This is a genomic window from Isobaculum melis, assembly GCF_900111355.1.
GTDB lineage: Bacteria > Bacillota > Bacilli > Lactobacillales > Carnobacteriaceae > Isobaculum > Isobaculum melis.
The window spans coordinates 76126-90060 of sequence record NZ_FOHA01000006.1 but is presented as its reverse complement, the minus strand read 5'-3'; the positions used below and the strand labels follow the sequence as shown (position 1 = coordinate 90060).

The window sequence follows — 13935 nt, the reverse complement described above, 5'->3', positions numbered from 1 at the left end:
ATTTATTGTCCTTTAACCTCTTCATTTGCTTTTCCTGTTTCAAAGTTAGAGAGATAATACATTTCTATGACCACTGTTGCTGAATAAGCATAACTCTCATCTCCCATTGATTCACTTGCACGATAGGTCACATTTTGAACCTTCACAAAACGATTGCCTTGCTCTAAGCCATCAACAAAAGCAATTAAATCTCGGCCACTATTTCCAATGACATCAAAACCAATGACACTTTTTCGTAGTTGTTTTTCAGCACTCTGTTCTTCTGGAAAAACCAAAAAATGTTCAAATACAACATTTTGAATGGAAACAGAGAGACTTGTACTAACTCCTTTTAATTCTTGAAAGTAATTTTCTAAACGAATCCCATTTGAAATAATTGGTGCTTCTTTTACCACAGCAGATTCAAATAAAGTTGGATTTGCTCTTAGGCCTGATAATTCTTGATTAATTGTGGCAATCTCACTTTGGGATGTATTTAATTCTTTTTTTGCTGTTTCCACTTGGGCTTTCTTAGGAGAAATGAGTAAAAGCCAGCTTCCCACAACTAATAGGATAATCAGACAGCCTATTCCTATGGAGACTATGATGTGCTTTTTTGTGAATAACACCTGATTCATGATTCAGCCCCCTCCTTTTCTACTGCCCCAGTAACTTGCTCTTTTTTAATCCGAATCACAAATTCTGATTCTGTTTTATCATTTTCAGTGGTCATACGAACTGGCTGAACATCATAAACCCAATCTATTTTTTCTATTTCTGTTTTAAATTTAGCTGTATGATCAAATAAATCTCCTTGTAGCCTAATGGTAATGGGTTGGAGCAATGGCTCACCCGTCGCACCAACGAAATTTTGATTTTGGTTAGATTGATCTTCCGGATCTATTAAGAAAACTTGATAATTTAATATTTTTAGATTTAAGCCACCTGCTACCTTTTCAAAGTTTCCCATCACAGGACTCATTAATTTTTTATCTGTTTTAAAGGTTGTTAGATAGTTTTGAATATCCAATGATTGTGATTCTTTTAATAAACTTGCTTCATTTTGAAGTGTAAACTTTTCTACTTTAGCCTGCTGAACCTTTCCACTTAATTGGCTCAACTGAATACTAAAAAATAACTGAATCACAACAATTAAGATGATAAAAAAAAGGCTGGCAACAATGGTGCCCATGATGATCAGGTCTGTTGCTCTATTTTTCACAAATTTTTGTGGCAATAAATTGATATTCATCTCATTAAACCTCCTTCATAGATAAGCTTGCCGCTAATAAGAATCGATGAGGAAGTGTTTTTTGATTTCTTAATGTATATGGCATTGCTGGTACACTCACTGGAATGCTATTTTGTTTTTGAATGATTTCTGAAACTTCTCTCTTTAAGTGAGGATGTCCCCCAACTAAGTAGATTCTTGAAACTTTACTATTTAGTGAAATTTCAGATTCAAAATAATGAATTAAATTGCGAATAGTTTCGCCTAATTGTGTTAAGGATTCCATCTCTCCTTTAAACTCAGGAACAATCTTGCCTTTTATTTCTTGATAGCGCCAATTGACTTGATTATAGGCTTCATATTGGACATAAATAGGAACAAATTTCTCAAAAATTGTAATAGTCGCTTCACCTGAATCAATTTCAACAAGAGCAAAGCTTTCTCCCCATTGAATATTTCTTTTTAGCGCACGTGTATAAGCAAGTGCACTAAAATCAACACCTGATAAATGCCCACCACCTTTTTGAATCGTATCTCCTATTTCTTCAAGAAGTGGCTCTGAAGTAATCACTACTGGAACCTTCCCATTGACTGCAAAGCGATTCCGTTTAATGGTTTTAATTTTTACATTTTTTTGATGAGATGGTGCTTTTGTATTTTTCTTTAGCCTTGATGACTGTTGTTTTTTTGGGGTTGGTCGATCTAAGATTAATAGATCAAAAATCGGCTCTTCAAAAGGTAATGGAATCGATTCACCTAATTCAAAAAATAAAAATTCTCGAATTTCTTTTTCGGTTCCCATATCTCGAAGTGGTATTTGTCTAATCAACAGCTTAGAATTTAAAACAGAGATGACAATATGAGGGCTTCTTATGTGGATTTCAGCAAAAATATCGTGTAAAATTTCTCTTAAAGCTTCTTTATTCTTTACACCATTATCTTTAAAAAAACTGCCATTCCCTATTTTTTCACCATATTTCCATTTTCCATTATGTAACATACAATATCTGACAACATTTTTTTGAATATCTATCCCTAAAATATCTTTCTTTTTCCCAAACATTACTTCTTCACTTCCATTCTACTATTCTCACATAAATAACTGTGTTATTGCTTCAATTTGACCTGATGTAAATAGATAAATTATCAAAGAACCAATTGCTATCGAAGGTCCAAAAGGAATGTATTTTTGCTTTTCTTTACTAGAAAAAAATGAAAAAACATGAAATATAATAGCAATTACAGATGATAAAAATAAAGAAATCAACACGCCAATAGGTCCGATAAAAATCCCTACAACAGCGAATAGTTTAATATCCCCGCCACCAATCGCCTGTTCTTTTAATAAGCCAATCAGGAATAAGGGTAAGAAACCTGCTAAAATACCTACTAGTGGATACCACCAGCTATCATTTTGAGGAATCAGCAACCTTTCAATTAAGCCCACAATCAAAAATGGGAGCAAAACTTTGTTGGGAATGATGCGATATAAGATATCAGAAACACTAATTGTAAATAACAAACAAATAAAGGTGAAACTAACCAATACTTCTGGTGTTAATCTTAAAAAATAGGCACTCGCTACAAATAAAAAACCAATGAATACTTCCAAAATAGGGTAAATTACCCCTATTTTGGAAGTACAAAAAGAACATTTTCCTTTTAATAGGATATAGGAAAACAACGGAATCACTTGCCACCATCGCAATTGATTTTGACAATGCTCGCAATGTGATTTCCCCATCAGTGTTTCTTTTCTTGGTATTCGGTAGCCCACCACCATAAAGAAAGATCCTAGACACATTCCTATGATAAAAATATAGCTATAGACAAAGATTGGATTGATATTTTGTTGTACTACATTCATAAAAAAACTCCTTTTTGGTGTGGTCTATAAGTAAGTTAGGCTAAATTAATTCCACAATGTATCTCTATCTAAATCAAGAATTTGACTATTAGACATATCTGTTAAAACATTACTGCTCTTATTACCAGCAGTTAATTGCCCAGCTGGAACAGTAATTAATAAAGAGCCATTATCTTGTACTTCAAATGAAACAGCACTTGGATCAGCCCATGTTGCATCAGCTGTATCTAAATAATCTGTTAAATCTGATAAATGAAAAGTACCACTACCTGCTCCTAAATTAGTTGATTGATACAATTTCGCTGCATTCATTGCTTGTTGTATATTTGCAATTCCAGCATCTTCACGCGTATTTTGAATCACTTTTCCAATTGCGGTTACACCAATTGCTGCAATAATCGCTAAGATTACAACTGTTGCTAGTAATTCTACTAGTGTCATCCCTTGCTCATCTTTTAAAATACGACTCATTCTGCTTTCTTCTTTTAACGTTAATACACCTGTCATTTTTATTATTCCTCCTAATAAACTTTGATTATTTTTTTATATTAAATTAGAGGTCTAGGTCTCTAAGCTTAATAACACCTTTTAGTCGCTCAAATGAGCTGAATGAAACCTTTTAAAACAATTCAATTTCTTGTTATCCTTGAATCGTTGTATACATTGAAAACATTGGCAGCATAATTGCCGCAACAATAAATCCAACAATGCCAGCAATGACAACCATCACTAGTGGTTCTAAGACTGTCTTAATACGTTTACTGCTTTCATCTACTTCTTTTTCAAAAATAATGCTCAATCTAGCGAGCATGTCTTCTAGTGAACCGGTCTTTTCGCCAATTTCTACCATTTGCGATAAAATCATTGGCACGATTGGACTATCTAAGAAAATATTGCTTAAACGTCCCCCTTGTTCAATTTCAAGCTCACACTTTGAAATGACCTCACGGATACAACCATTACTCGCGACATCCTTACTCATCTTTAGTGCATTTACCATGGGTACAGAACTAGATAATAAGGTTGACATAGTGGTCATAAATACTGCAAAATCACTTTTTTGAATAAATTCGCCAAAAACGGGAATTTTTAATTTAAAGGCATCCCATTTCAGCTTGAACACAGGATTGCGCTTTGCTACTGAAAAAGATGAAATGATTACAATCAGGGCTAATACAATGATATAGCCTTTAGTTGAGATAAAAGCACTAATAGCCATTGTTGCCTTGGTAATGGCTGGTAGTGGCGCATTAAAACTTTCAAAAAAGGCTGCAAACATTGGGACAATAGAAACCATCAGAAAAACACCTACTCCTACTGCCGCAAGTAGCATCATTAATGGATACATCATTGCTGTAATCATTGAGCTCTTATTCTCTAACGTTTTTTCATAATACTTTGCCATTTGCTGTAAATTACTCTCCAGTGCTCCAGATAGTTCAGCTACTGAAATGACACTAACCAATAAGGTTGGAAAAGCATTGGGATGTTTACGATAACTTGCTGATAAGGACTCACCATTTTCTAAATCCTTTCTGACCTCTTCTAAAATCAATTGAAACTTCCCCTTTTTGGTTTGTTTCTCAAGCATCATAGAAGCATCCAACACCGTAATCCCAGCATTGATTAGGGTAGACATTTGTTGTAAATAAGGAGCAACTTGTTTTAAGCTAATCTTGTTAAAGAGCTGAATTTCCATATTCGCTAGTGTTTGTTCTTGTTCGATAATCGAAATGGCTTTAATTTGACTTTCTCGTAGTTTTTTTTGAACTTCAGAGATCGAATTGCCACGAATACTTCCTGTCACAATTTCTTTATTTGATTTTTTTCCTTCATAGCTATAGAGTGCCATTAAAAATCACTACCTTCTTCTTCAAAGGAGGAAGCAATATCCGAATCAACACGTCCTGAACGAATGAGCTTAGTAATTGTTGCGCCCATTGTATGCATCCCTTCATTTTTACCCATTTGTAGCATATTACTAATTTGATGGGTTTTTCCAGAGCGAATAATATTGGCAATTCCTTTGGTATTTACTAGCATTTCAGTTGCTGCTACACGTCCTTTGCCATCTCTTGTTGGCAATAAGCGTTGTGATAAAATACCAAGTAAGGCTCCTGCCAGCTGTGAGCGGATTTGTGCTTGTTGAATGGCTGGAAATACATCAACAACCCGTTCAATTGTGGCTGGTGCACTTGAAGTATGTAGCGTTCCTAATACTAAATGTCCTGTTTCAGCCGCAGTTAAGGCAATTGAAATGGTTTCAAAATCTCGCATTTCTCCAACTAGGATTACATCAGGATCTTGACGCAAAGCTGCACGTAAGGCATTGCCAAAGGAATCCGTATCTCGTCCAATTTCTCGTTGCGAAATAATTGATTTCTTATGATGATGCACATACTCAATTGGGTCTTCAAGTGTTAAGATATGGGTTTTCTTTGTGTCATTCAGATAATCTAGCATAGCAGCTAAGGTGGTTGATTTTCCTGAACCAGTTGGTCCTGTGACTAAAAATAGACCTTGGCTTTTATGAATCAAACTTTGCAGCACTTCTGGTACGCCTAATGAGGCTAAACTAGGAATATCAATTGGTATCCGTCGAAAGGCAATGGCGGTTGTGCCCATTTGTTTAAAAATATTGACACGAAATCTAGCTACGCCTTTTAGTTCATAGGCTAAATCGACTTCACCTTTCTCAGAAAATTCTTCCCATTGTTCCTGATCACAGATGGCTTCGCCCATTTTTGTGATGGTCTCTGAATATAAAACAGAAGAGCCTTCAATTGGAAGTAACTCTCCATTTAAACGGAAAATGGGTTCAACCCCTTCAACTAAATGTAAATCGGAAACATTTTTTGTAACGGTTAAGTTTAACCATTCATCTAACGTTGCTTTTGGACTGACAATAGTAGGACTTCCAGCATATTTCTGATAAGTTGATTGAGCGGTCATTTCTCTTGACTCATATGGTTCATATGAAGAGGGCGTTGTGGACTCATAAGTTGTATCACGATAGTTACTTCTCTCTTTAAAATCGGTATCTAAATAATCTTCACCTTTATAATAGGCATCATTCTGGTACATCCAGCAATCTCCTCTCTTTCTTTATCCCTCTGTTGCAACGACTTTTAATACTTCTTCGATGGTTGTATAGCCAGCTAAAACTTTATCAAAAGCATCATCAATTAAAAATTTCATTCCTTGTCTTTTTAAATAATCTGTTAATGCTTCACTTGTTACATTAGAGGTAATCATCTTACGAATTTCAGTTGTTACCACAAGTAATTCTTGAATCGCCATTCGACCTTGATAGCCAGTAAAGCTACATTTGGCACAGCCTTTTCCCTTAGCTAATGTTCTAGCATGAAGATGGTACGCTTCTAAAATGGTCATATCTTGGCTAGAAACTGGTTCCTGTACACTACAACTCGAACAAATCGTACGAACTAATCTTTGTGAAAGGACACCGCCTAAAGAATTTGCCACTAAAAATGGATCAACGCCCATATCAATTAAACGATTGACTGTACTTGCAGAATCATTGGTATGAATTGTTGAAAGCACTAAGTGACCAGTCATTGACGCACGAATGGCAATTTCAGCAGTCTCGCCATCTCGAATTTCTCCCACCATCACAATATTTGGATCTTGTCGTAAAATAGACCGTAAACCACTTGCAAAACTTAAACCAATACTACTGTTTACTGCAACCTGGTTAACACCTTCTAATTGATACTCCACAGGATCTTCTACTGTAATAATATTGACATTGGGTTCATTTAATTCATTTAAGGCAGCATATAAGGTAGAGGACTTCCCTGATCCAGTTGGTCCTGTCACTAAGATAATGCCATGTGGCTGTCTTAATAAGTGGCGTAAGGCTTTTAAATTATTGGGTTCAATCCGAAAATCTTCTAGTTTTCTAATTCCAACCGAACGATCCATAATCCGAATCACCACTTTTTCCCCATGAATGGTTGGTAAAACCGATACCCGTAAATCAACTACACGAGAGCCATTCTTAAAAACAGCACGTCCATCCTGTGGTGCCCGACTCTCTGTAATATCTAATGAAGAAATAATTTTTAAACGGGAAATAACTGCAGGCTGAATATTTTTGGGGAGCTTCTTTAACTCTCTTAACTCTCCATCAATTCGAATGCGCACAACCATATACTTTTCTTGCGAATCAAAGTGAATATCGCTTGCTCTACGGTCAACCGCATCTTGTAACAAACTATTGACGAGCTTAATCATAGGAGAATCATCATTAGCTAATTCTTCTCCTCCTCCTGAATAAGCCATCACTTCTTCATCAGCTGAAAAACCATCTAAATTAATTTCGGAAGGATAATCTCGCACGATTAATTGTTGAATATCTACTTCACTCGCACTTAGTGGTACAATTTGCATGCCCGTTTTCAGTCGTAAATCATTTAAAGCTGAATAATTCATTGGATTCCCAATGGCTACGGTTAATTGGTTTCGTCGCTGATCCAATTCTAGCGGAATCACACTATGCTCTTTTGCAAATGATTTAGGAATTAAATCAAGCAGCTCTGAATGAATGGTATGTTTAAATAAATCCACTGAGCGTGGTCGGTTCTCTTCTGTCAAAGGTCTGCGTGTTTCCTGATAGCTTCTATATTTAGATTCATCCATCTTTTTGTCTCCTTTTACTTAATAATCAACCTTATCTACATAATAAAAGGTTCTTGAAATAATCTGTGAAGACCCTGATCCAGCAGGATTATCGGGTTTAATAATGGTCACTTCACCATTTTTAGCATCTGATTCATAAGTTGCTGTTGATACAGGAATATGTTGACTTTTTAAATCATCCTTTAATGTATTGGCATCCTTTTGATTAAAGGTTTGAAGAATGACCTTTCCTTTTAATTTTCCAGCACTGACACTATTAAAAAGAAAAGTTGTATCGAAGAAAGCTAAATCAGGCAAGACTTTTGCAGAAAAGATAGAATCTTTTTCAATGGTTAAATTAAAAGGCTCAATCCCTGTATAATTTAAATACATGCTCGCGCCATTTTTAATATGGATAGAATTCCAATCATTCTGACTACCATAAAATTTTGGTGTCTCTATAAAATCCGATTCACTTGGTGATTTTCTTCGACTTGTTTTTGGAGCATCAATAAAACTTTTTCCATCAACATACATATCCGTATAGGGTCCATCTAAGGTTAAGGTTGACGGTGCATTTGGATCAGACACCCCTCTCGTGGATTCCTTTTCAAAATAAGAAATTCTTTTGCCTTCTGAATCACTCTCAAGCATGGCACTCGTCAACATAAAGTTGCCAGATACTCGAATTCTCCGATCCTGTTCTACAGTAGATTGAATTTGATCACTCAGACTAACAGGACCTGCATAAAAATTAGCACTTGCAATTACCATTGAGCCTTTTAAAAATTCATTCCAATATTCATCTTGTGGCGATTTTTGTAAGGCATGACTTAAGTAATTTGCGAATGAAAAAGGTTCATTTGTATGTTGTAGCTGAACATGTAATTTACCACTTCCAAATAAGAAACCACCCGTACTCTTATCATTTTTCATGGGTGTATGATTGATCAATAAACCACTTGTATCAAAGGCTGTGTCAATCATTGCTAAATAACTCTCTTGACCGTTCAAATCAATATAACTTCCAGAAGCTGCTTGAATATCTAACTTTTTAATAAAGTTTTTTTCATGATTCTTCGTTCTTAAAGCTAATAGATTATTGGTCTTTAAGCGCGCCATCTCATGATCACCTTCAATTTGGATACCATTTTCCAACAGTAAAGAACCTCGGAATGATAAGCTTGAATAAATTTTTTTCCCACTTGTTGAAAAATCTAAGACTCTACCATCTGTGATATCAACCACTTGGCCATTCATATATCCAGCTACATGTGGGTGTTGATTGTCAAATCCAATATAATCAAATTGTGAGGGTTTGCTGTTATAGTGATAGACAGCCTCCATCTTTTTTATCCAAGAATCAGCTGATAGATACAGCGCACCATTTGGGATATTGTAGGAATAAACCACATTTCGCCAAACATCCAATTCTGTTAGCTCATTGGCTACATCCACATCATTCCATTGAATCTCATAGCAAAATTGAGAAGTTGCTGTTGCTGTTGTTTCCTGCCCATTTTGTTCTTTCTCTGTTACAATAGCTTCCAAATCAAAGGTTAATTTGACATTTGTTGCGTTGGTTTTGTTCATAATAGAGGTGTCTTTTTCCCAACCAAAGCTACCAGTATTGTTTACTAAAACATAGGGTGTAACCTTTTCTTTATGTATCCCCTTAATTGAAAGGGTGTAAGAAAACTGATCTTGACTGCCAATTTCTTCTTCTGATTTAGCGTAATTTGAAAGCAGTGAATCTATTGCTGTACCGATTCCAGTGATATCTTGACCAAAATCTATTGTCTCTTGTTCAAAAAGATAATCAGAAATTTTTTGTTGAATCTGATTGGCACCATCTTGTAGTGCATACTCTTCAACTTCCTTAATCCGCGTAAATTGGTCGACTTTTTCTACTTGAAAAAAAACTATTCTCGCAATAAAAAAGATACTACCAACCATTGCAGCGATTAAAATAATAATGCCAAGGACAGAGACTAGGGCAAGTCCTGATTCATTTTTTTTACCATCTACCATTTCCTGGAATCTCTCCTTTCGATTTCGCATCATCACGATAATAAAACATGGCTTCTCGTGAATAAACGACATTAGGATGCTGTTTGATTTCTTCAAACTTCCAATAACCAGTTGATGTCTGATAGTAATCTGTAAAGTTAATCTCCTCTTTATAAAAAAGAATCATCACGGTTGTTTGAATGGAGAAAGTATCACGATAATTTGGTGTCCCATATAGGGTTTTTGTGACTTCATTTTCATTTTTTTGCTGTAAAATTTTGATTTTAATTGCTGGATCTTTGATTTTAAACATTTCTTTTGATTGGTTTAAGGTATCATTGATATCAGTAAGAGCAACTTGATTCGCACCTTGTCCAGTGAGACTCATTTCAACCCATTCATCTGAGCCATTTTCTTGAACTAATGGTTTAAAAATATGCGCTTGTTTCCAATCAATTCCAACAAATTTACCTAAATAACCAGCCTGTTCGTAAATACCATCAATTTTGCTAATCTTTTCCAATTGCACAACCAAATTATTAGCGGTTTGCTGCATTTCAACTTTTTGACCTTGAATGGTGGTAGTTTTTACAATGCTTAGAAAGATTCCTGACATTAAAGCAAGGACAATACCTAAAACTGCTATGATGCCTAATAATTCTGGTATTGATACGCCTCGTTCCTCTTTCAACATTTTCTGCAAATAACCCTACCTCCTTAGTATGCTGCTACAAAATTCAGATATGTTTCGGTGAGAAGTTTTCCTGTTTCTTTGCTATAAATCAAAATATTTAACCCTACACCGCCTGTTCTTGCATCGTACTTTTTATTGAGTATATCTTTGGGTTCTACTAAAATTTTCACTAAGAACAGCGGCTCATCCGCCTCTGAATCGATATATTCTCCAATATAGTATTTATTGTACGGATCCTGCTGTAGGGCATCTGGTAGCAAGCTACCTGAAAAATCATATCTGACTTTTGAAACAAGCTCTCCTCTTTCAGCACTTGCCTCTCTTGCAATTTCACCATAGATATTCTCCCCTGTGTTTACATCAACTTGAATACCTGTTTCATCTAAAATGAAATGCTTCCTTCGCATGGTTTGTTCTTCTGTATAGGTCCCTGCATTGTTGAATTCCCAGAGCAAAGCATAGGTATTTAAGTTGGCCACATCCTGGTTTTGGGCTCTATAGGTCAGCCATTCCTTGATATCCTCTCTTACAAAAATAGCCTCTTCTTTTAGCTTATTTTGGTCGATGGCAATAAAATTTTGATACATTAAAGAAGAAAGCTGTAAGAGGGCAATCCCTAAAATCACCACGGCTGCTAATATTTCAATCATTGATAGGCCTTCTTCATTGATCAATGTTTTCTTAAAATCATTCATGATGTCCTACCTCTATCTCCCAAATGAATTTTACTGTCCTTTAAACAGAATATTTGTGTCACTTGAAACCTCTTGAATTTTTCGTTTCATCAAACCAATTTGTTCCTCTTCATCAAAATTTATACCCTCTTTTTTAGTCATTTTTTCTGTTGATTTAGAGGATACGCTTTGAGAATCAGTTGCTGCTTCTACCTCATTTTTTTGCTGATTTACTTTTGTTTGATTTTCTTTCTGCTGGCTGGTTTGTTTGATTTCTTTATCTTTCTGCTTAGCATCAAGCTGAACATCATATTGTGTTAAACGATAAGTTGTAATAATGGCATTTAATTTTTTTGCATAATGAATATCTGTTGCATAGCGCCCAGTCAAAAATGCCGTCACATCTGTATAGGCTTTTGATTTAGATTTCCAAGTATTTTGATAGAAAGTTGGATTTCCTGAAATGCCTCCTTTTAATAAAGCTGCATAATCTTCAAGGCTTTCTCGATAGCTAGGATATTTTCTGAATGCTGATTGAATCATAAATAGATTGCCATTTCCATCATCTTCATTTGTTTTCATCATCACACTTGCTCCATCATAGCTACCTTTTACACCAAACAAATTATAATTAGGTTCACTAGACAAGGCGCTATTTCCTGAGCCTGTTTCTAAAATCGCTTGCGCAATCATGACAGATGCATAGAGATCATTCTGCCAAGCAATTTCACTAGCATCTTTTTTTAATGTATCAATAAATTCCTCGGTCGTTTGATTCTTAATTACTGAAAAATAATAATTATCTTCAAGCTCTTCCTTCGCAAGAGTCGCTAGATTTTCATCTTTTGGTTTAGCATCATCTGTAGCTTGTTCAGCTGGTTTTTTAGTCATTTCTGATTTTTGTTCAGCTGGTTTTTCTTGAGGTTTTTCTACTACTTTATTTGCTGTCTGTTCTGATGAATCTTTAATGACCTCTTTTTCTGGTGAAATAACAGTAGGTGCTTTTTCTGAGGACTCTTTGTCGGTTTCTTTTTCCTCTTTTCCCTCTTCTTTTTCTGAAGTATCTGCAACATCTTTTTCCTCTGTTGAATCCTTAGAAGCTTCCGTTTCTGATGAGTTTTTGGAGGTCTCTTCTTCTGATGAATCTTTGGAAGCTTCTGTTCCCGATAAGTCTATGGAAGCCTCTTCTTCTGATGAATCTTTAGAAGCTTCCATTCCCGACGAATCTTTGAAGGCTTCCTTTTTGGCTGAATTCTTAGAAGCTTCTTTTTTTGTTTCCACAACATCTGATGTCTTTGCTAATAAATGTAATTCTTCTCTATTTGTTACGCCTACGATAACGGTTCCTACTAGGAATAAGCTAAAAGTTGTCAATAGTAGGTAACTTTTTTTATTATTTTTGAAAAAATCCATCCTTAATTGACCTCCTTCAAATTTCTTCTTTTTTTAGCTGCATCACTAAATTTTGATAATGAAACGCATTATATCTAAAATAGAAACTTGATAACAACAAGACTAAAATCAAAAAAATATCCGCAATTGTTGTTACTTCTAATGTAAAGATATACAATTTAATGAGATAAATGATGGAAATCAGTATTGTCACAATGGAAGCACCAAAATAGCCCCAATAAAAATATTCCAACCACTCTAATTTTTCGCGTTGATTCATTCTTTCACTCCTTCATCTACAATACCAATGAGATCAGATTGATTAATTAAGCCATATGATCTGCTATCATAGGAATTTTTACGATTATCTCCTAGCACAAAATATTGATTTGGAGGAATAACCATCACTTCAGCTGTTTCATAAAGAGTAAAGTTTTCATTTCCTTCATGATAAGGATCCTCAACTTTTTGATGATTGATGTAAAGAATGCCATCTTGATAGTAAAGGCTCTCTCCTGGTAGACCAATTACTCGCTTAATGTACTTATCCTTTTCTCCATGTTGAAACACAATCACATCAAATCGTTTAATCGTCTTTTTATTTTTTGCCACAATAACTTCTTCTAAGTTATGAAAAGTTGGCATCATTGATTCTCCTTCAACTTGCGCCTGAAGCTTTTCATCTCTTGGAAAAATGACTATTCCAGCTATAATGAACAAAACTAAAAAGGCCGTCATAAAACTAAAAAAGAATTTTTTTGGTACTGCTGTTCAAGCAGCAGCGATAAGTCCTCGATTCGTCTTTTTAGTTCTTGTTGTACTCAATTTGAGCTGTCGTCTTCCTTCTACTATTTGGTTGCTTACCTGATAGTTAGAGGAAGATAGCTGCTGAATCTTATGATTTCCCTGAAAATGAGCAGACCCTAAATCATTAGCAAAAGCAGGCTTTTGTGCTAAACTCAGATAAGGAAGAAAACTTTGTTCTAGTTGTAGCACAAAATGCTTAAGCGGATGCTCAGTTTTGCCTAATTCTTGTGTCAAACTCGTTGTTAGGTTAACTTCTATTGGAAAGCCTTCACATTTTCTGGCCAAAGGGATAAAATCAAAGAAATAGATTGTTTTATTTGGTTCTATTTTTTTTACTTGAATTTGTAACCAAATCAATTGTTCATATTGCTGCTTCATTTTTTGCAAAACGGCTTGCCAGTCTAACTCGGCAGTATCAAAGGTCACTTCTAAATGTTTAACAGGGGAACTGATTGCCCAAATTGGTTCAAATAAGTTGAGTAACTCTTCTGATTGATAAGGAGAGTAATTTTTTGCAAGCAGTTTCCGGCTACCAATAATGAAGGCGTCTCTTTGATTGCTTTGATAGAGAACTTGACCGATTTTTGGCGATGGATGCTGAAATAATGCTATTTTTACTTCTTGCATACTCGTTCCCCCT

General features: G+C 35.2%; 15 protein-coding genes. All 15 read right to left on the bottom strand.

Annotated features, from left to right (window positions below; translation table 11 throughout):
- Window positions 1–2: 2 nt before the first annotated feature.
- The 15 genes from BMW29_RS06340 to BMW29_RS06270 all read right to left on the bottom strand — a co-directional run bounded on the left by BMW29_RS06340 (window position 3) and on the right by BMW29_RS06270 (window position 13922).
- On the bottom strand, window positions 3–617 hold the full coding sequence (locus BMW29_RS06340) for a hypothetical protein (RefSeq protein ID WP_092651560.1): 615 nt from the start codon (window positions 615–617) through the stop codon (window positions 3–5).
- Complete coding sequence (locus BMW29_RS06335; protein ID WP_092651558.1) at window positions 614–1231, bottom strand: hypothetical protein; 618 nt, start codon at window positions 1229–1231, stop codon at window positions 614–616. The genes BMW29_RS06340 and BMW29_RS06335 overlap by 4 nt, the downstream gene beginning before the upstream one ends.
- Before the next feature lie 4 nt (window positions 1232–1235).
- Window positions 1236–2273 carry a type IV pilus biogenesis protein PilM gene (gene pilM, locus BMW29_RS06330; RefSeq protein WP_092651556.1) on the bottom strand — a complete coding sequence of 346 codons (1038 nt, stop codon included), beginning with the start codon at window positions 2271–2273 and terminating at the stop codon, window positions 1236–1238.
- Between the two features lie 27 nt (window positions 2274–2300).
- Entirely contained in the window at window positions 2301–3077 is a 777-nt protein-coding gene (locus tag BMW29_RS06325; RefSeq protein WP_092651554.1) for a prepilin peptidase, read from the bottom strand.
- Between the two features lie 45 nt (window positions 3078–3122).
- Window positions 3123–3584 carry a type II secretion system protein gene (locus tag BMW29_RS06320; RefSeq protein WP_092651552.1) on the bottom strand — a complete coding sequence of 154 codons (462 nt, stop codon included), beginning with the start codon at window positions 3582–3584 and terminating at the stop codon, window positions 3123–3125.
- A 133-nt stretch (window positions 3585–3717) separates the two neighbouring features.
- A complete protein-coding gene (locus BMW29_RS06315; RefSeq protein WP_092651550.1) occupies window positions 3718–4929 on the bottom strand; it encodes a type II secretion system F family protein in 1212 nt (403 codons plus the stop codon).
- Complete coding sequence (locus tag BMW29_RS06310; protein WP_092651548.1) at window positions 4929–6161, bottom strand: type IV pilus twitching motility protein PilT; 1233 nt, start codon at window positions 6159–6161, stop codon at window positions 4929–4931. Before BMW29_RS06310 ends, BMW29_RS06315 begins: the two co-directional genes overlap by 1 nt.
- Before the next feature lie 21 nt (window positions 6162–6182).
- Window positions 6183–7739 carry a GspE/PulE family protein gene (locus BMW29_RS06305; protein ID WP_092651546.1) on the bottom strand — a complete coding sequence of 519 codons (1557 nt, stop codon included), beginning with the start codon at window positions 7737–7739 and terminating at the stop codon, window positions 6183–6185.
- Window positions 7740–7757: 18 nt separating this feature from the next.
- Window positions 7758–9749: a hypothetical protein gene (locus tag BMW29_RS06300; RefSeq protein WP_092651544.1), complete on the bottom strand. Its 1992-nt coding sequence runs from the start codon at window positions 9747–9749 to the stop codon at window positions 7758–7760.
- Entirely contained in the window at window positions 9736–10431 is a 696-nt protein-coding gene (locus BMW29_RS06295; protein ID WP_092651542.1) for a PilW family protein, read from the bottom strand. Before BMW29_RS06295 ends, BMW29_RS06300 begins: the two co-directional genes overlap by 14 nt.
- Window positions 10432–10445: 14 nt before the next feature.
- Window positions 10446–11117: a type IV pilus modification PilV family protein gene (locus BMW29_RS06290; protein ID WP_092651540.1), complete on the bottom strand. Its 672-nt coding sequence runs from the start codon at window positions 11115–11117 to the stop codon at window positions 10446–10448.
- Between the two features lie 30 nt (window positions 11118–11147).
- Complete coding sequence (locus tag BMW29_RS06285) at window positions 11148–12509, bottom strand: glucosaminidase domain-containing protein (protein WP_245706242.1); 1362 nt, start codon at window positions 12507–12509, stop codon at window positions 11148–11150.
- 16 nt (window positions 12510–12525) lie between these two features.
- Window positions 12526–12768 (bottom strand): hypothetical protein, encoded by a 243-nt coding sequence (locus tag BMW29_RS06280; RefSeq protein ID WP_092651538.1) that lies wholly within the window; start codon window positions 12766–12768, stop codon window positions 12526–12528.
- Window positions 12765–13226 (bottom strand): signal peptidase I, encoded by a 462-nt coding sequence (gene lepB / locus BMW29_RS06275; RefSeq protein WP_092651536.1) that lies wholly within the window; start codon window positions 13224–13226, stop codon window positions 12765–12767. The genes BMW29_RS06280 and lepB overlap by 4 nt, the downstream gene beginning before the upstream one ends.
- Window positions 13227–13259: 33 nt before the next feature.
- Window positions 13260–13922 (bottom strand): hypothetical protein, encoded by a 663-nt coding sequence (locus BMW29_RS06270; protein WP_092651534.1) that lies wholly within the window; start codon window positions 13920–13922, stop codon window positions 13260–13262.
- Between the last annotated feature and the right edge of the window lie 13 nt (window positions 13923–13935).

Coding starts and splice junctions, on each gene's coding strand:
- BMW29_RS06340 (WP_092651560.1), bottom strand. CDS start 617: ATGAATCAGGTGTTATTCACAAAAAAGCACATCATAGTCTCCATAGGA.
- BMW29_RS06335 (WP_092651558.1), bottom strand. CDS start 1,231: ATGAATATCAATTTATTGCCACAAAAATTTGTGAAAAATAGAGCAACA.
- pilM (WP_092651556.1), bottom strand. CDS start 2,273: ATGTTTGGGAAAAAGAAAGATATTTTAGGGATAGATATTCAAAAAAAT.
- BMW29_RS06325 (WP_092651554.1), bottom strand. CDS start 3,077: ATGAATGTAGTACAACAAAATATCAATCCAATCTTTGTCTATAGCTAT.
- BMW29_RS06320 (WP_092651552.1), bottom strand. CDS start 3,584: ATGACAGGTGTATTAACGTTAAAAGAAGAAAGCAGAATGAGTCGTATT.
- BMW29_RS06315 (WP_092651550.1), bottom strand. CDS start 4,929: ATGGCACTCTATAGCTATGAAGGAAAAAAATCAAATAAAGAAATTGTG.
- BMW29_RS06310 (WP_092651548.1), bottom strand. CDS start 6,161: ATGTACCAGAATGATGCCTATTATAAAGGTGAAGATTATTTAGATACC.
- BMW29_RS06305 (WP_092651546.1), bottom strand. CDS start 7,739: ATGGATGAATCTAAATATAGAAGCTATCAGGAAACACGCAGACCTTTG.
- BMW29_RS06300 (WP_092651544.1), bottom strand. CDS start 9,749: ATGGTAGATGGTAAAAAAAATGAATCAGGACTTGCCCTAGTCTCTGTC.
- BMW29_RS06290 (WP_092651540.1), bottom strand. CDS start 11,117: ATGAATGATTTTAAGAAAACATTGATCAATGAAGAAGGCCTATCAATG.
- BMW29_RS06285 (WP_245706242.1), bottom strand. CDS start 12,509: ATGGATTTTTTCAAAAATAATAAAAAAAGTTACCTACTATTGACAACT.
- BMW29_RS06280 (WP_092651538.1), bottom strand. CDS start 12,768: ATGAATCAACGCGAAAAATTAGAGTGGTTGGAATATTTTTATTGGGGC.
- lepB (WP_092651536.1), bottom strand. CDS start 13,226: ATGACGGCCTTTTTAGTTTTGTTCATTATAGCTGGAATAGTCATTTTT.
- BMW29_RS06270 (WP_092651534.1), bottom strand. CDS start 13,922: ATGCAAGAAGTAAAAATAGCATTATTTCAGCATCCATCGCCAAAAATC.